This window comes from Rickettsia bellii RML369-C (assembly GCF_000012385.1).
In the GTDB taxonomy this organism is placed as follows: Bacteria; Pseudomonadota; Alphaproteobacteria; order Rickettsiales; family Rickettsiaceae; genus Rickettsia; species Rickettsia bellii.
Genome location: NC_007940.1, coordinates 1481626 through 1497575, shown reverse-complemented (window position 1 = coordinate 1497575; position 15950 = coordinate 1481626). Strand labels below are relative to the sequence as shown.

Below are 15950 nucleotides of genomic sequence, written 5' to 3'. Positions count from 1 at the left end.
AAAAGGTAGAAATATGAATAAGAAGCAAAAATTATTAGATAAATTTGGAAAGACATACATTAATTTTATACGTGATAATGTATTGGAGGGGATGGAACAGATTATAAATAATGAGTATAAAGGTTATTATAGCCAAAAATTACAAAAAAGAATTGCAAATTTAATGCCTGATCAACTAAACCTTTTAAAATTTGTAATAGCTTCAGCAGTTGATAAATCACTTCATTATACCTTATTTATGTTACAAGAACATGAACAAGATATGCAGTTAAATATGTATGATGAAGATGATCATGAATATTCTTTAGTAGAAATTAGTGATGGTTTATGTGGAGAATTATATAGTGAAGATGGTTGGATAGCAAAATATTCTAAATATCCTAGCTGGACAGAAGATATAGAAGAAACTAAGGAAGACTAGGTTTTGGTGATGTAGCTGCGAGAGCAAAAGATGGAGGGGTAGCTGGTCGTAATCAGGGGATATTTGAGAGGGTGCTGCTGCGTACCACAGTCAACACAGCGATTAAGGGGGGTAGTCTTCGAGATAACTTCAAGAGTGAGGCATTACGTGGGGCTTTAGCAGCCGGTCAAGGCTATATCGGGGACATAGGACAGCGATATGGTCTAAGTGAAGGAGGAGCAGCCAAAGTAATGATGCATTCGGCACTTGGTGGGACATACGCCTTAGCAAGCAAGGGTAATGCGGCGATAGGAATGCTCGCTGGCGGTATGGGCGAGGCTTTGAGCGGTCTTACCTCGCCTGAATCTTCAGCCCACGCTTTCTCTGGCACTGGTGAAAGCAGCACAGGCTTATCTAATTGGAACGACACTATAGTCGCAGCTACTGCGATGCTTGCCGGCGGCTCTGCTTCTGACATTTCCACCGCCACCACAATCTCTTCCTCTGTGGTGGAGTATAATAACATCTTACATCAAGAACATAGAGATTTTTTAGAGATAGTAAAGCAAGATTGTTCTGATAAAGAAAAGCTAGCTCTTGATAATGCTATGCTAGCAAGAAGAGGTGCTGAGAAAGGTATAACTACTAACAATAAAGAACTATTAGAGAGAGTTGAACAAGGTAGATCTAATGTTGCAGCGAATGAAAGGCTTGAAGTATATGCAAAAGCTTTGGGTAAAGAACATCTGCTAGAATATAGTAAATGGGATGCTATAGAAGATTTTTTTGCTAGAAATGACAAGACTATAACGCAAATAGTAGGAAGCACAAAAATAGTTTCTGGGAGTGCTGGAATATTAGCCTCAGGAGTATTAGGTTCGACAGGAGTCGGTGCAGTTCCAGGAGCTTTTATTGCTACTACTTCAACAATGTACGCCTTAGAAGGATATAATCAAGCATTTGGGGAGTATGACCATAATATAGAGTCCAACAGGGTTTTATCGTCTTTAAAAGGTAATACCTCGGGTTATATGAGTGAGAAAGGCGGAGAAGTAGCTTTTGATTTAGCTGTTAGTACTGCTATAGGTGCTACTGTTAAAGTGGCTAAAACTGGATTAGGTTTGGCAAAAAATAAGATAAAAAGCTACTCACTTAATCCTTTAGGTAAGTCTAAAAAAGCAAGTGTTACAGAGAAACTATATTCTAGGGATGCTGACCTTACAACCTCCCCAAAACTGACTAACATTATAGGCACTCCTGCTAATGATAATAAACGGTTGAGGTTGGTTGAAACATCAAATACAACCAATTTAAATAAAAATATTAAAAAAGAGGTTGTAAGTAAAACTAAGAAAACAGTTACTTCTAATATCAAAACGGTTGAAAAACAAGTTCAAAAGATACATAAAAATTCACATAAACATGTGGGTGATACGCATGTTTATAATATTTTTGATAAAGAAGGAAAAACATATAAAATAGGTGAAAGTGCACAGGGGTTAACTAAATATGGAGAATCAAAAAGAGCAAGGCAGCAAGCTAGAAAATTAGAAAGGGAAACAGGGGAATTTTATGATACAGAGATACGTAAAACCTTTGATAGTAAAAAAGATGCTTATGAATATGAAAATAAACTTATAAAAAGATTTAAAAAATTATATGGTAATGATGCATTACCTGGTAATAAGAGTAATCATTAAAGGAGAAAGTAATGGCACATAACAGAAAATACGTCCCGGGCGGTGTAGCTTTAGTGATGGGAAGAGTTAGAAATTCGGGAAAAGTAGTAGAGCAAGATAAAATAGAGCAATTACTTATTGATTCAAATTTTTTTGAAGATATGCCATTTAAATGGGTAGGGCTGCTTTATTTATATGGTACAAAAAATTTATTGATACCCAAATATGAAAGAATAAATAAAAAGTATGGTGATTTACCAATCGAAATAGAGCTTAAAATGGAGATCTTGGAATGGGCAGATCAGAATAATTTAGAGCTATTATATGATATTTTTATGATAGGAGCTTTAGAAGCACTAATTCATGTAGGAAAAAAATATAAATTACCTACTCACTTACTAGAAGAAGAGTGCTCAAAATATGGCAATATTCCAGAAACAATAGAGGAATGCATAAGCTACCAACGACCAAAGTAAAGTAGAGGGAATTACCGGAAAGAAGTAAAAGCAACGGAAATATCAACAGGAGTAGCAATTAACAGCAATAGCAGTATTGATGTAGAGGTTGAATTTGGTAAGAAGCCTTTATGGTTGAGTATGTTGGAGAGCAAGCAGAATGTAAATATTAGTGAGATAAAGAGAGAAAGTAAGCACTGGGATCGTAAGACACGTACATTAACCCCTCAAGCTCAAGTGGTAATAGGGACAGCAGTAACGGCAGCAACAGCAGGAGTAGGTAGTACGATTGGTGCAGGTATTGCAGGAGGTATAGGAGCTGGAGGTGCAGTTGGAACAGGCGTAAGTAGTGCTATAGCGGCTGGGGTGAGTGGATTTGCATCAAGTGTGGTGGTAGGAGCTGCAAATAATGGAGGGAATGTAGGGAAAGGGATCAAGGCATCTACCAGTAAGGAAGCGTTAAGATCGCTTGGCAAGAATATGCTGGCAGCTGGTATTACGACGGGAGTAATGAACGGGACAGGTTTTGGGAATGTAGCAGAGAAGGCGAAGCTCGGTGGGGTAGCTGGTCGTAATCAAGGGATATTCGAGAGGGTGCTGCTGCGGACTGGCGTTAACACAGCGATTAAGGGCGGTAGTCTTCGGGATAACTTCAAGATAGTGAGGTGTTACATGGGGCTTTAGCAGTCGGTCAAGGCTATATCGGGGATATCGGACAGCGATATGGTCTAAGTGAAAGAGGAGCAGCCAAAGTAATGATGCATTCGGCACTTGGTGGGACGTACGCCTTGGCAAGCAAGGGTAATGTTGCTATAGGTATGCTTGTGCTGGCGGTATGGGTGAGGCTTTGAGCGGTCTTACTTCTTCCCCAGCCCACGCTTTCTCCGGCACTGGCGAAAGCGGCACTGGTCTTAGCAACTTATATATAATACGATAATCACCGACTCTTAATCTGTACTCGTCATATTCTGCTAGTTTTTTAATATTATTATTTTCTCTATAAGAATCTAGCCTCAACTGTTCTAATTTTTCTAATATAGTTTTTCTCTTATTTGTAGAAATTTTTGACAAAAATAAAATTTTATTGCTTTCTTTTTCACTTTAAACTTTTACGTTGTCTATATATAATAATTCTATGCTATACGAAAAATTTGAACACAACATCAATAATTTAATAGGTGGTTTTGGCTTATCTAAAATAGCTATTGCGGTTTCTGGCGGTAGTGATTCTGTAGCTCTGCTTTATCTTGCAAATATCTGGGCTAAAAAAAATAATATAGAGTTATTTGTTTTATCGGTTGACCATAATTTAAGAGATCAATCAAAGCAGGAAATTGAGTATATCCAAAATACTGCTAACGATTTAGGGCTTAAGTTTTATAGCCTTTTTTTCGATCATCAAAATAATTTTTCTAATTTACAGGAGCGAGCAAGAAAAGGGCGTTATGATTTAATGACTTCATTGTGCCAGAAGCTTGATATATTAGTTCTATTAACTGCTCACCATGAAGATGATTACATAGAAAATTTTTGCCTTAGATTAGAGCGTAAAAGCGGCGTATTCGGACTTAGCAGCAGCAGCGTAAACTGGCATAATAATACGCAAATAATTAGACCTCTGTTTAATATTCCTAAAAGCGAATTAGTAAATTATTTAGCTACAAATAATATTAAATGGTTTGAAGATCAATCAAATTTATCGACTAAATACAGACGTAATACTATTCGGCAGAAATTAGCTAAAGAGGAAGTTTATATTAAAGACGATATAATTACTCAGCAGATTAAAGTTAATGAATTAATAGAAAATAAGTTTAAACCGGAATTAATATCCGCAATAGCTGAATCGGTAAAGATATCTGAATATGGTTTTGCTTTTCTTGATTTAATTAAATTTAGCGGATTTTCACAAGAAGTACGAGTGCAGCTAATTAACTTTTTATTGATAATAATTAGCGGACAGCAACGCTCGGCTCGTTTCTATTCGGTAGAGCCTATTTTAAAATTAATTAGGCAAAGTTTAGATTTTAAAAATACTCTGCATGGTTGCGTAATTAAGCGTATGCAAAATAAATTATTAATATATCGGGAGTTTGGTAAAAAGCTACCAGAAAGTAAGTTATTATTAGATAAGCAGCTTGTTTGGGATAATCGTTTTCGTATTACAAAAAACCATAACATAGAAAATTGTGTAGCAACATATTTATCTCTGGAAGATTATAAAATAATCAAAGAAAAATTAGATCTAGAAGTTTTAAAAAACCTATCTTGTGGAAACCACAATGCGATTTTATTTACCTTACCTATTGTTAAAATACTTGAAAAAGTTGTAGCAATACCACATATATCGTACTATGATAACGACATAAAGAGTTTTAACGTCTCTTTTGCTCCGGATTTTACATCTCGTTTTACACATTTTTACTGAGTCAGTTAATTAAACTGGTAAAAATGTTTTTGTTTATAATTAATGATTTTTGTTAGGTTTTGTATCAATGAATAATCAAGGTAAAAATATTATAGTTTGGGCAGTAATTTTTGTTTTTGTAATACTGCTTTTCAATGTTTTTCAGTCTGACGGGTTACTTAGCAGTAAAAATAATATATCTTTCTCAGAATTTTTAACAAAAGTCGATGAGAAAACTGTTAACTCGGTTAAAATACAAGGAAGAATAATAGAAGGAACTTCAAATGATGGATCTAGTTTTAGCACTTATGCTCCTGATTATCCTGATTTAGTAAATCGTCTAAATAATAATGACGTTAATATAGAAGTAGTGCCGCCTGAAACAAGAATGAACACCTTTTTAAGCTTCTTAATTTCTTGGTTTCCGATGCTTTTGTTAATCGGTGTTTGGGTTTTCTTTATGCGACAAATGCATGGCGGCGGTAAAGCTATGGGGTTTGGTAAATCTAAAGCCAAGCTTTTGTCGGATAAGGGGCCAAAAATAACTTTTAAAGATGTAGCTGGTATTGACGAAGCAAAAGACGAATTAACCGAAATAGTAGATTTTTTAAGAGATCCAAGCAAGTTCCAAAAGCTTGGCGGTAAAATACCTAAAGGTTGTTTGCTTATAGGTCCACCAGGAACAGGTAAGACGCTGCTTGCTAAAGCAATCGCAGGGGAGGCTAACGTACCATTTTTTAGCATCTCTGGTTCTGATTTCGTTGAGATGTTTGTAGGTGTTGGTGCTAGCCGTGTGCGTGATATGTTTGAGCAGGGCAAGCGTAACGCTCCATGTATTATCTTTATTGATGAGATTGATGCGGTAGGTCGCCATAGAGGTATTGGTATGGGCGGCGGCAATGATGAGCGTGAGCAAACACTAAATCAGATGTTAGTTGAAATGGATGGGTTTGAGGCAAATGAAGGAGTCGTGATTATTGCAGCTACTAACCGTCCTGACGTACTTGATAACGCTTTATTAAGACCAGGTAGGTTCGATAGGCAAATTACTGTCTCAAATCCTGATATTGATGGACGAGAAAAAATACTACAAGTGCATTTAAAGAAAGTAAAATACAGCACTAAAATCGTACCAAGAATTATTGCCAGAGGAACACCAGGATTTTCTGGTGCTGAACTTGCTAATTTAGTTAATGAAGCTACTCTTATTGCTGCAAGGCGTAATAAAAAAGAAGTAGAAATGCATGATTTGGAAGAGGCAAAAGATAAGGTCATGATGGGGGTTGAGCGTCGCTCAATGATTATGTCCGACGAGCAGAAAAAATTAACAGCATATCATGAGGGAGGGCATGCTTTAGTTGGTTTATATTGTCTTGCCTCTGATCCTATTCATAAAGCTACGATTATTCCACGTGGTAGAGCTCTTGGCATGGTTATGAGATTACCAGAAAATGATCGTTTTTCGATGCCACGTGATAAGATGGAGGCAGATATTGCGGTAGCCATGGCTGGTAGAGTAGCTGAAGAAATTATATTTGGTAAAGAAAAGGTAACTTCAGGAGCATCATCAGATATAAAGATGGCAACCAGAATGGCAAAGGCAATGGTTACCGATTGGGGGCTTAGCGATAAGGTCGGTCCTGTGTACCATGGAAGTGCTAGTGAAGATATGTATACTAATAGAAATAGTTCTAGTGATAGATCAGAAAGTACTTCAGAGTTAATAGATGAAGAAGTAAAGAAAATTGTTACTACCGGCTATGATTTAGCAAAAGACATTTTAACTAAGCACTTAGATCAACTTCATATACTTGCTAAAGCCTTAATAGAATATGAAACATTATCAGGTCAGCAAATTAAAAATTTACTTAGCAGCAGACAGCTAGACTCTGAAGAAGAAAATAACTTTCCTTTTGGTGCGGCATCATCTACCATAAAAATAGCCGAAGAAAAAGACCTTAAGAAAGCAAAACCAATTAAAGCTAAAAAGGAAGATAAAAGCTAATAAATGTATTTTTGGGAATTCAAATGTATAAGTTTATAGATTTATTTTGCGGTATTGGTGGTTTTAGAAAGGCTCTTGAAAGCAAAAACCTTGAGTGTGTTTTTTCATCTGACATAGATAAGGATGTACAAGAGGCATATAAAAGAAATTTTGGTGATAAACCACATGGTGACATTACTGAGATGCCGGCAAATAAAATCCCTAAACATGATATCTTATGTGCTGGCTTCCCTTGTCAATCTTTTAGTATTTCAGGTAAAAGAGGTGGTATAGAAGATAATAACGGCAAACTATTTTATGAAATAATAAGAATAGCACAATATCATAAACCTTATATATTATTGCTCGAGAATGTAAAAAACATTCTGAATATTGATAACGGAAATGTAATTAAAACCATAGATCAAAAATTAGAAGAAATTGGTTATAAAGTATATAGACATATATTAAATGCTTCTCTATTTGGCGTGCCACAAGCTCGGGAAAGAGTTTATTTTGTTTGCTTACGAAAAGACTTTAGTAGTGAGTATAATCTGAAATATATAAAACCAAAAGAATCATATGAAAATGTTTTTCTCAATGATATTTTAGAGAAAGATATTGATAAGAATTTATATATTGATAGAAGTGATATTGTTTTAAATGCTAATTCTGTTGAGAAGCAGTTAAAACCAATTAGAATAGGACAAGTTAATAAAGGTGGTCAAGGTGAAAGGATTTACAGCCCTTTAGGTCATTCTATTACTTTATCAGCTTTTGGCGGTGGTGCTAGAACAGGTCTATATTATGTAAATGATAGAGTAAGAAGATTATCAATTAATGAATGTAAATCTTTAATGGGTTTCCCTAAAGATCATTACGTTGCAAATGGTTTAAAAGGCTATAGACAACTAGGTAATGCAGTAATTCCACAAATAGTAGCAAATATTTATGACTCAATTAGTGAGTAATAGAAATGCGTATATAGGTAAAGATGCTGAACTGCTTTTTAAGAATAGTATCGTTAATCATTCTGACATAATTGATAAAGTTAGAGGTATTTTTGGAATAAAAGGTAGTTTTTTACATGCTATTAATACCGGCATGTACGCAGAAAAATCTGATGTTAAAATAGGTTTTAGTTGTGGTCATAATATAGATATAAGTATTAAAGCATACAAACAAGCAGTCGCATATAATCAACTTATATACTCGATGAACTTCAAAAATTGGCTACGTTATCTCTTGCTGATAATCCTCACGTACTAATATGTACGCTGCGGTTATCAGCTTCAAGATGCCTTGCTCTTTTTGAAGTTGATCTTCGTATATTTATTTATTCTTGATTTATTAGAATACAATGAAAGATATTCTCAAATCTTTAAATTATGATATTATTTTTACAAATAAAGGTAATATTATTATAGGTAATTATATCATAATTCAGAGAAAAGGTGGTAATGGTTCTTTAAGCAAAACAATTCCTAAAGATTCAATTAAGCACCCCGGTAATAACATTCAATTAAAATTAAAGATTTTGTTGATGGTATGAAAGATTATGAATTAGCTAATTATTTCGTCAAATTTTAGAAGAGTATATAGTATGGCAGAGTTAAGGCTACCGCCAAATTCAGTTGTAAAAAAAGGTAAAGAACATAAAGCAAAAGGTGATGTATCTAATCTTAGAAAAATAAAAATTTATAGATATGATCCTGACCTTGATGAGAATCCTACTATTGATAGTTTTGAAATAGATTTAAGCAAAACTGGTCCGATGGTTTTAGATGCTTTAATTAAAATCAAAAACGAAATTGATTCTACTGTAACTTTTAGACGTTCTTGTCGTGAGGGAATTTGTGGTAGTTGTGCAATGAATATTGACGGCACGAATACTTTAGCATGTATTAAGCCTATAGAAGAAATTTCAGGCGATATTAAGATCTATCCACTTCCTCATATGAAAGTGGTAAAAGATTTAGTGCCGGATATGTCTCATTTTTATGCACAATATGAATCTATAGAACCATGGCTTAAAACCGATAGCCCAGCTCCATCCAATGCTGAAAGATTGCAGTCGATTAAAGATCGAGAGAAGCTTGACGGATTATATGAATGCATATTATGTGCGTGCTGTTCTACTTCTTGCCCTAGCTATTGGTGGAATGGTGATAAATATTTAGGTCCTGCAATTTTACTTCAGGCATATAGATGGATTGCCGACTCACGTGATGATCATACAGGCGAGCGTCTAGAGGCTTTAGAAGATCCATTCAAGCTCTATAGATGTCATACGATCATGAATTGTACTAAAACCTGTCCGAAAGGTCTAAATCCTGCTAAGGCTATTTCTGAGATAAAAGGTCTAATTGCTGAACGGCACGGAGTGTGATTTTCGTTTGGAACGTCATTGCGAGGAAATTACGAAGTAAGGAAGTATAAAAAATGCTAATTTATAGCATTTTTTATTATTTTTTCTGGATTGCCACGCTCCTTACAGTCGCATAGCTTATGATGCCTCTCGATCCATGCAGGCAAAACTAATCACTCTCCATTAATCAGCTTTTTAAAGTAATTAATTTTATAAGACCAGAAGTAATTTTCATTGCTTTTTAAGGCTTTTATATCTAGAGCAAAGTCATTCTCATCATAGATGAAAATTTTAATTAACTTGAGATATGATAAAGTACCAAAGATAATAGAGCGGAATAAACCTAAGAAAGATTTTAAAAGTTGCTTATCAATTATAAGTATAATTTTATTGCATGGCGATTTGAATAAACTACGAATTAGAGTATAATAAGCATAAGATTTATAAGGTTTCTTAGCTAAAATAAATTCTATCATTAAATCCCTATCCAAGCCATTTGGATAAATTTCACGCATTAATTCTTCATTTCTAATGATAAAATCTAAATATGGCTCAATGAGGGTTACTCTTTTTTCTACAATATTGTTCATAACGGCTTAGTTCTCCTAGCTTAAATTATTTAAGTGTTAACCACCACAAAATATTTTATGGTGGTTGGGGAGTTCGAAAAACCGCCAATAACAGTCTATAATAGCCTTTAGGTTTAAGATTTACACCTTAAACCCTGGACATACGCTATTATCACCCCAACCCTAATAAAGTTGAGGGCGTATCGTTTATGGTAGATACAACCATATTGGCGTGAGGTTTCGACACCCCAAAGCAGCCTTTAGCTGCTTCAAAAAGATTCTAGGCAAAACTTTAAATAAGTCAATCTGATTTTGTAGACTTTGTTATACAAAATAGCCCCCTTTATATAAGCGTAACTTACAATAGCCTTGACAAATATTAGTACGAATTGTACAATATGGTTATAAATAACAAATTGATTTATATGTCAAACATAACTACCTCGGTTGCTAGAAAGCATTTTTCAGAAATAATAAATCGTAGTAGCTATGGAAAAGAAAGAATAGTTTTAAGCCGTCGAGGTAAAGACTTAGCCGCAGTAATACCTATAGAAGACTTAAAATTAATAGAAATGATTGAAAATAAATTAGATATAGAGGAAGCCAAAGAAGCTGTTAAAGAGGCAAAGTTAAAGGGTACTATTTCTTTAGATGAATTTAAAAAAGAAATATTATAAAGCTATAGCTATGCGTTCTGAATATAAAATTGAGCTTGCACCTAATGCTCAAAGGCAACTTAAGAAACTATCTAAACAGTTACAACTTACTATTAAAAGCTTAGGTATCTTGCTTTATGCTGGATTCCCGCCTACGCAACAATGCCGCCACGGGGTGACGCTGAAGACGTTTGTCGATCCACGCAATAAGGTTATTTATTTTCTACCAAATAAACGTTCGATATCTTTAAGCTTAAGTTCAATATAGGTAGGTCTGCCGTGGTTGCACTGTCCTGAAAATGGCGTGTTTTCCATTTGGCGGAGTAGTGCGTTCATTTCATCGGCTGATAATTTTCGTCCTGCTCGGATAGAGTAGTGGCAAGCATAGGTCTCGGTAACATGCTCAATTAACTCAGTCAAGGCTATATTTTCCCCGCATTCTGCTAAATGGTCAGCTAAATCTTGAATTAGCTTTTGTACGTTTATATCACCAAGAATATTGGGAATTTCGGTTACTATGATAGATTTTTCGCCGAATTTTTCTAAGCTTAAGCCTAATTTAGATAATTTATCTTTGTTCTCATATAAAATATCTGCTCTTTTTTCGTCCGGTAACTCCACTATTTCAGGGATAAGTAAACGCTGTTTTATCAGCTCTTCATTCTTAATATAATTCTTGATTTTTTCATATCCAAGACGCTCATGTGCTGCATGCTGGTCAGTAATTACTATACTATCTTCCGTCTGTGAAATGACATAAGTAGTATGAAGCTGTGCTTTAGCAGCTCCCAGCCTATATTGCGAAGATTTTTGTGGTTCGTTTTGGATACGCTGTTCTACTTCCTGCTCGATTCTAGCATGTGGTAGTGTATCTATTAATTTTTGGCAGCTATTATTTGGCGTATATTTAGGCACAGTAGGTGACGTAGCAGGTCGATATTCGCTAGGTTTACTATTCACGTTTAAGGGTTTACTTATAGCTGGTTCTTTATTAACGAATGGGTTTTTAAATAATTCAATAGCACTAGATGCGATAGTAGTTGATGCGATATGACTTTTATTCGACAAGGCATTTTTGATTGAATCTATAAGTAAATTTCGCACATAATTTGGATCATGAAACCTAACTTCAGCTTTTGCCGGATGGACATTTACGTCAACAAGTTGTGGATCGATTTGCAAGAATATGGCACATAGCGGGTAGCGATCACGCGGCATATAATCTTGATATGCTACCCTTAGAGCTACTTGCAGCAATTTATCTTTTACCGGTCTGTTATTGATGAATAAAAACTGATCTTCGCTAGATGCTCTATTATATGTTGGGATGCTCGTATAGCCATAAATAGAGAAATCAGGGGATTTAAAATCTATATAAGAGGCATTTTTTATAAAATCCTCCCCTATTACGTCAATTATTCTTTGTTTTAAGTTGTTTTCGGCGTCCTTATTTTGTCCTTTAAGCTTTAGCAAGGTTTTACCATCATGTGTTAGGCTAAATGATATTTCAGGATGTGCGAGTGCAATCTTTTTAACCACATCTACAGTAGCTGCAAGCTCGGTTTTATCAGTTCTTAAAAATTTCAGACGTGCGGGCGTAGCAAAAAATAAATCTCTTATCTCAATTTTAGTACCTTCATTATGGATAGCTGGAGCAATTTGTTTCTCATCACCACCGATTAACTTAATCTGAAAAGCTTTTTGATTATCACGTTTTTTAGAAGTAATCAGCATTTTGCTAATAGCAGCAATAGATGGTAATGCCTCGCCCCTAAAACCGAAAGTATGTATATTTAGGAAATCGGTCTCATCAAGTTTAGAAGTAGTATGACGCTCAACGGCAATCTCTAGCTCCTTATCCGTCATACCGACGCCATCATCGGAAATGATGATTAGATTTTTGCCGGCACGCTCTAAGATAATGTCAATTTTGGTACTACCTGCATCAACGGCATTTTCAACCAATTCCTTTACAACCGATGCGGGACGCTCTATAACTTCGCCGGCAGCAATGCGGTTGATAGTACTTTCTGAAAGAAGCTTTATAGTCATTTTGGTTCTATTAATCTAAATTTCTTACTACAATAAAGGCAGCTAACTTCTTTTTTTTCTTTATCAATTTCTAGATAAACTCTTGGATGATCATAAGGCGGCTCTTTACCGCAGCAAGATACAGATGCATCAACACTATTAACAATTTCCATAGATTTACACATTTTTCTTTTAGTAACATCTAACATAAGTTACTTTTAAATAAAAGACAATTTAATACTTATCATGCCATCCGTGGTGGCGTTGTTGTATGACTCCGATGTCATTCCCGCCTATGCGGGAATGACATCGAACACTGCATACAAGTCTTTTTAGAAGTAACATAACAGGAGGTAAAAATGAAAGATAAAGTAGTAGTTATAACCGGTTCAACAAGTGGTATTGGGTTTGAAATAGCCAAGCATTTTGCAAAACTTGGTACTAAATTAGTTATTAATGGTTTTGCAAAAGATGATGAAGTGAAAAAAATTTCTATGGAATTAAAAAAGCTTGGTGCAGCTGAAATATTTTATCAAGGAGTAAATCTTGAAAAGCCGAGTGAAATAAAATCTATGTTTGAGAATATAGTAAAAGAATTCGGAAAAATAGATATATTAGTGAATAACGCAGGCATTCAACATGTTGCCCCTATCGATGAGTTTCCAGAAGATAAATGGGAACAGATTTTGCGTATAGATTTAATAGCATCTTTCTATACTACAAAATACGCTATTCCTATAATGAAAAAGAACGGCTTTGGGCGTATCGTCAATATCGCTTCAGCTCACGCATACGTTGCATCCCCTTTTAAATCCGCATATGTGGCAGCAAAGCACGGAATCCTTGGATTAACTAAAACTGTTGCTTTAGAGGTAGCTGAGAATAATATTACCGTTAATGCTATCTGCCCTGGTTATGTAAATACTCCTCTTGTAAAAAACCAAATAGCAGATACTGCAAAAGCTCGCCATATTAGCGAAGAATCAGCCTTAAAAGACGTAATATTAAAATCACAAGCCACAAAGAAATTCGTGGAGGCAAGCGAAATAGCTGATTTAGTAATATTTCTATGTGACGAAAAAGCATCATCTATAACAGGAGCTGGACTCTTGATAGATGGGGGCTGGACAGCACAATAACCCAAATTTCTTAATAAACATTAACTATTAAGAAATAACTAATGCTAGAAATTTCTTGAAAAGTGTATTACACTAAAATAAATTAATTTTTATTTTTAAGAGGGAGTTATGACACAAAAAGAGCATCCACAAACAACCGAACTAAATCAAATAAAAAACGCTAAAATACTACATTTTAAAGATGAACACGGCAAAGCTGTAGATGGGCATTTAATCGTAGGAGAAGTAGAACATAAAGAAAAAATAAACCTAGAAAGAAAACGAGAAATTGAAGTAAAGCGTGATTTAGGTAAATTTAAAAAAGTTCTAGCTTTTTTAGGTATAATTAAACGTACGGAAAAAATTACTGTAAATGAAATATTTCCAGTAGAATCAGTCCGAAAAGAAGAACAAATTATAGGTGCTTTTACTAAAGATAAAAAATCAATAGAAAATTTTTTAGACGATTTAGATTTTCATGAAACAAAACTTTATGCTTATGATATTAATGGTAAAAAAGTTGGAGAGGTAGGTGATTTTGCAAAAGTAATATTAGATGAGGGTGTTAAGTTTGATGAAACTATCCTTGAAAAAAATGGAAAAGTATTTGCCATTAAGAAAAATAATGAGTTTTTAAAATCATTTTCTGCTTCTGCAGAAAAGGATAATCAGTTTTTAGATTTAAAAGGCAAACCGATACCAAATCAAAATCAGTTTAAACAAGAAAGTAATAAAATTTATTATTTAGGAAGTGTTAGAAATGAAAAGCAAGCTACTAAAAATACTTTAAAAAGCGATAAACGAACTGTAAAAATATCAGAAAAAGCAGCAACTAAAACTTTTCATAAAAGTGAAAAGGTTGATACTTCAAAAGGTAAGAAAAGTCTTGATAAAAAACCAGCTAGAAGTGCTTTAAAAGGTAGTAGAGAAGTTGCAAAAAAAATAGGTGAAGAATTACGTAAAGAGCAAGAAAAGAATTTTGCAGGAATTAATAAAAAACCGAAAGCTGCCGCACTTAAAAAAGTAGAAACCCCAAAAGTTCCTACTAGATAATTTTGATTTTTATACAAACAAATTAAGATTTAAAGGTAATTTTAGGGCTGAATTATTTAAAAAGAGCCCTAAAATAAAAACTAATGCTGCTGATCATATTAAGAAGTATCATAATACTGAAGAAAGGAAACAAAAATTCATAGAGATATGCAGGTTGATACTAGCAAAGGGATTAAAAATCTATCTATTAAAGATATTTTAAAACTAAATGAACCGCTTCCAGATTATGATTCAGACGACTCAGGTTTTACTAGTCACGATATAATTTGACAATAATAAAAACATGAATATCTTTAATAATAGTCAATAAATAGAGAATGTATTATGAAAAATAATGGTAGTGGCACTGAAAATCGTTGGAAGAAAGCTGTTGATAAATTTAGACATGCGTTAGGAGATCCAGTTGATTCAGTAAGGGTAAGAATATCTGAAAAATCAGATCATTCAGATTATCTGGAACAGATAGCTACTGGTAAGTTAGTGAAAAGTATAGGTCGTTATACATTTGAATTTCCTATGCTAGTTAATGTCGGAAGAGATGCTACGCAATCACCAGATAACATACAGTAAACCTTTAGAAGCGTTATTAGATCATAAGGGAAAACATGCTAGCACTGTTGGTAAGACAAGTAAAGGAGTAGAAGATCAACAAGCTTTTATTATGGATAAGAAAGGTAATTTATATATTGGAAGTCATGAAGGACAGCCTGTTGATCCAGAAAACCCCAGCTTGTCTCATGCTTCATTTTTAGGTGGTATACCAGCTGAAATGTCTGGAATGATATCTATCGATGCTGGAAAAATAAAATTAATATCTGATAATAGTGGGCATTATGCTCCAGAACCTTTAGATATGTACCGTGGGATAAAAAAGATACAAGAAAAAATGCCAGGAGCTTTAGACAAAAATTGTTTAATTCTTATTCAGAACAAAGAGCCTGAGCCTCTTAAGAATTTTGTGGCAAAAATGGAAGAAAAGGTTCAAGGAACAGGTGGCAAAACTCATTATGAACAATTGCGTGAAAACCGAATATCAAAAATTAAAGAATATCAAGCTAAGTTAAAAAATGTTTCTAAGAAAACTGCCGTAACACAAGCAGCAACAATAGGTAAAGATTTAAAAGATACATTATTAAAAAGAAAGCAAGATAATGAAAAGGCTACTGGAGATTTAGCTACAAATGCACGACGTGCAAAAAGGGCAAATTTTATTAGATAAAAATTTACACT

The 15950-nt window shown here is 34.3% G+C and carries 21 protein-coding genes; 17 read left to right on the top strand and 4 right to left on the bottom strand.

All coding sequences use genetic code 11. From position 1 onward, the window contains the following. The first annotated feature begins 13 nt into the window (after window positions 1-13). The 4 genes from RBE_RS07295 to RBE_RS07280 all read left to right on the top strand — a co-directional run bounded on the left by RBE_RS07295 (window position 14) and on the right by RBE_RS07280 (window position 3218). On the top strand, window positions 14-421 hold the full coding sequence (locus RBE_RS07295) for a hypothetical protein (protein ID WP_011478049.1): 408 nt from the start codon (window positions 14-16) through the stop codon (window positions 419-421). 71 nt (window positions 422-492) lie between these two features. Beyond that, the gene (locus RBE_RS07290) at window positions 493-2100 is read left to right on the top strand and encodes a DUF637 domain-containing protein (protein ID WP_011478048.1); all 1608 of its coding nucleotides are present in this window, start codon (window positions 493-495) and stop codon (window positions 2098-2100) included. Between the two features lie 11 nt (window positions 2101-2111). Next, a complete protein-coding gene (locus RBE_RS07285) occupies window positions 2112-2555 on the top strand; it encodes an Imm39 family immunity protein (RefSeq protein ID WP_011478047.1) in 444 nt (147 codons plus the stop codon). A 120-nt stretch (window positions 2556-2675) separates the two neighbouring features. Then, entirely contained in the window at window positions 2676-3218 is a 543-nt protein-coding gene (locus RBE_RS07280; RefSeq protein ID WP_011478046.1) for a DUF637 domain-containing protein, read from the top strand. 126 nt (window positions 3219-3344) lie between these two features. Here RBE_RS07280 and RBE_RS07275 read toward each other — a convergent pair whose 3' ends face one another. Further along, window positions 3345-3605, bottom strand: coding sequence for a type II toxin-antitoxin system RelE family toxin (locus RBE_RS07275; protein ID WP_011478045.1), 261 nt, complete (start codon window positions 3603-3605; stop codon window positions 3345-3347). Window positions 3606-3669: 64 nt separating this feature from the next. On the opposite strand from RBE_RS07275, the gene tilS reads away from it, so the two are divergent. The 6 genes from tilS to RBE_RS07245 all read left to right on the top strand — a co-directional run bounded on the left by tilS (window position 3670) and on the right by RBE_RS07245 (window position 9314). Further along, a complete protein-coding gene (gene tilS / locus RBE_RS07270; RefSeq protein ID WP_011478044.1) occupies window positions 3670-4962 on the top strand; it encodes a tRNA lysidine(34) synthetase TilS in 1293 nt (430 codons plus the stop codon). A gap of 67 nt (window positions 4963-5029) precedes the next feature. Then, complete coding sequence (gene ftsH, locus RBE_RS07265) at window positions 5030-6946, top strand: ATP-dependent zinc metalloprotease FtsH (protein ID WP_011478043.1); 1917 nt, start codon at window positions 5030-5032, stop codon at window positions 6944-6946. A 23-nt stretch (window positions 6947-6969) separates the two neighbouring features. Next, complete coding sequence (locus RBE_RS07260; RefSeq protein WP_011478042.1) at window positions 6970-7896, top strand: DNA cytosine methyltransferase; 927 nt, start codon at window positions 6970-6972, stop codon at window positions 7894-7896. Then, on the top strand, window positions 7877-8194 hold the full coding sequence (locus RBE_RS07255) for a hypothetical protein (protein WP_011478041.1): 318 nt from the start codon (window positions 7877-7879) through the stop codon (window positions 8192-8194). Before RBE_RS07260 ends, RBE_RS07255 begins: the two co-directional genes overlap by 20 nt. Before the next feature lie 91 nt (window positions 8195-8285). Next, a complete protein-coding gene (locus RBE_RS07250; protein ID WP_012152294.1) occupies window positions 8286-8477 on the top strand; it encodes a hypothetical protein in 192 nt (63 codons plus the stop codon). 51 nt (window positions 8478-8528) lie between these two features. Beyond that, window positions 8529-9314: a succinate dehydrogenase iron-sulfur subunit gene (locus RBE_RS07245; protein ID WP_011478040.1), complete on the top strand. Its 786-nt coding sequence runs from the start codon at window positions 8529-8531 to the stop codon at window positions 9312-9314. A 152-nt stretch (window positions 9315-9466) separates the two neighbouring features. On the opposite strand, the gene RBE_RS07240 is transcribed toward RBE_RS07245, so the two are convergent. Continuing rightward, the gene (locus tag RBE_RS07240; RefSeq protein WP_011478039.1) at window positions 9467-9883 is read right to left on the bottom strand and encodes a hypothetical protein; all 417 of its coding nucleotides are present in this window, start codon (window positions 9881-9883) and stop codon (window positions 9467-9469) included. Window positions 9884-10287: 404 nt separating this feature from the next. Here RBE_RS07240 and RBE_RS07235 point away from each other — a divergent pair, with 404 nt between their 5' ends. Beyond that, window positions 10288-10539 (top strand): type II toxin-antitoxin system Phd/YefM family antitoxin, encoded by a 252-nt coding sequence (locus RBE_RS07235; RefSeq protein WP_012152293.1) that lies wholly within the window; start codon window positions 10288-10290, stop codon window positions 10537-10539. Next, window positions 10514-10786, top strand: a complete 273-nt coding sequence (locus tag RBE_RS07230; RefSeq protein WP_041804742.1) for a hypothetical protein — start codon at window positions 10514-10516, stop codon at window positions 10784-10786. Before RBE_RS07235 ends, RBE_RS07230 begins: the two co-directional genes overlap by 26 nt. On the opposite strand, the gene mutL is transcribed toward RBE_RS07230, so the two are convergent. Next, window positions 10735-12570 (bottom strand): DNA mismatch repair endonuclease MutL, encoded by a 1836-nt coding sequence (gene mutL, locus RBE_RS07225; RefSeq protein WP_011478037.1) that lies wholly within the window; start codon window positions 12568-12570, stop codon window positions 10735-10737. The genes RBE_RS07230 and mutL overlap by 52 nt on opposite strands. Beyond that, complete coding sequence (locus RBE_RS07220) at window positions 12567-12734, bottom strand: zinc-finger domain-containing protein (protein WP_081178493.1); 168 nt, start codon at window positions 12732-12734, stop codon at window positions 12567-12569. The genes mutL and RBE_RS07220 overlap by 4 nt, the downstream gene beginning before the upstream one ends. A gap of 174 nt (window positions 12735-12908) precedes the next feature. Here RBE_RS07220 and RBE_RS07215 point away from each other — a divergent pair, with 174 nt between their 5' ends. The 5 genes from RBE_RS07215 to RBE_RS09395 all read left to right on the top strand — a co-directional run bounded on the left by RBE_RS07215 (window position 12909) and on the right by RBE_RS09395 (window position 15939). Continuing rightward, window positions 12909-13688 (top strand): 3-hydroxybutyrate dehydrogenase, encoded by a 780-nt coding sequence (locus RBE_RS07215; protein ID WP_011478035.1) that lies wholly within the window; start codon window positions 12909-12911, stop codon window positions 13686-13688. 108 nt (window positions 13689-13796) lie between these two features. Continuing rightward, window positions 13797-14720, top strand: a complete 924-nt coding sequence (locus RBE_RS07210; protein ID WP_011478034.1) for a hypothetical protein — start codon at window positions 13797-13799, stop codon at window positions 14718-14720. Window positions 14721-14867: 147 nt separating this feature from the next. Further along, window positions 14868-14990 carry a hypothetical protein gene (locus RBE_RS09530; protein WP_266105170.1) on the top strand — a complete coding sequence of 41 codons (123 nt, stop codon included), beginning with the start codon at window positions 14868-14870 and terminating at the stop codon, window positions 14988-14990. A gap of 54 nt (window positions 14991-15044) precedes the next feature. Beyond that, entirely contained in the window at window positions 15045-15290 is a 246-nt protein-coding gene (locus RBE_RS07205) for a hypothetical protein (protein WP_011478033.1), read from the top strand. After that, window positions 15259-15939 (top strand): hypothetical protein, encoded by a 681-nt coding sequence (locus RBE_RS09395; protein ID WP_012152288.1) that lies wholly within the window; start codon window positions 15259-15261, stop codon window positions 15937-15939. Before RBE_RS07205 ends, RBE_RS09395 begins: the two co-directional genes overlap by 32 nt. Window positions 15940-15950: the final 11 nt, after the last annotated feature.

Bases quoted from the DNA above. Each gene is read 5' to 3' on its own strand.
- RBE_RS07295 (WP_011478049.1), top strand. From the start codon at position 14: ATGAATAAGAAGCAAAAATTATTAGATAAATTTGGAAAGACATACATT.
- RBE_RS07285 (WP_011478047.1), top strand. From the start codon at position 2,112: ATGGCACATAACAGAAAATACGTCCCGGGCGGTGTAGCTTTAGTGATG.
- RBE_RS07280 (WP_011478046.1), top strand. From the start codon at position 2,676: ATGTTGGAGAGCAAGCAGAATGTAAATATTAGTGAGATAAAGAGAGAA.
- tilS (WP_011478044.1), top strand. From the start codon at position 3,670: ATGCTATACGAAAAATTTGAACACAACATCAATAATTTAATAGGTGGT.
- ftsH (WP_011478043.1), top strand. From the start codon at position 5,030: ATGAATAATCAAGGTAAAAATATTATAGTTTGGGCAGTAATTTTTGTT.
- RBE_RS07260 (WP_011478042.1), top strand. From the start codon at position 6,970: ATGTATAAGTTTATAGATTTATTTTGCGGTATTGGTGGTTTTAGAAAG.
- RBE_RS07255 (WP_011478041.1), top strand. From the start codon at position 7,877: ATGACTCAATTAGTGAGTAATAGAAATGCGTATATAGGTAAAGATGCT.
- RBE_RS07250 (WP_012152294.1), top strand. From the start codon at position 8,286: ATGAAAGATATTCTCAAATCTTTAAATTATGATATTATTTTTACAAAT.
- RBE_RS07245 (WP_011478040.1), top strand. From the start codon at position 8,529: ATGGCAGAGTTAAGGCTACCGCCAAATTCAGTTGTAAAAAAAGGTAAA.
- RBE_RS07240 (WP_011478039.1), bottom strand. From the start codon at position 9,883: ATGAACAATATTGTAGAAAAAAGAGTAACCCTCATTGAGCCATATTTA.
- RBE_RS07235 (WP_012152293.1), top strand. From the start codon at position 10,288: ATGTCAAACATAACTACCTCGGTTGCTAGAAAGCATTTTTCAGAAATA.
- RBE_RS07230 (WP_041804742.1), top strand. From the start codon at position 10,514: ATGAATTTAAAAAAGAAATATTATAAAGCTATAGCTATGCGTTCTGAA.
- mutL (WP_011478037.1), bottom strand. From the start codon at position 12,570: ATGACTATAAAGCTTCTTTCAGAAAGTACTATCAACCGCATTGCTGCC.
- RBE_RS07220 (WP_081178493.1), bottom strand. From the start codon at position 12,734: ATGTGTAAATCTATGGAAATTGTTAATAGTGTTGATGCATCTGTATCT.
- RBE_RS07215 (WP_011478035.1), top strand. From the start codon at position 12,909: ATGAAAGATAAAGTAGTAGTTATAACCGGTTCAACAAGTGGTATTGGG.
- RBE_RS07210 (WP_011478034.1), top strand. From the start codon at position 13,797: ATGACACAAAAAGAGCATCCACAAACAACCGAACTAAATCAAATAAAA.
- RBE_RS09530 (WP_266105170.1), top strand. From the start codon at position 14,868: ATGCAGGTTGATACTAGCAAAGGGATTAAAAATCTATCTATTAAAGAT.
- RBE_RS07205 (WP_011478033.1), top strand. From the start codon at position 15,045: ATGAAAAATAATGGTAGTGGCACTGAAAATCGTTGGAAGAAAGCTGTT.
- RBE_RS09395 (WP_012152288.1), top strand. From the start codon at position 15,259: ATGCTACGCAATCACCAGATAACATACAGTAAACCTTTAGAAGCGTTA.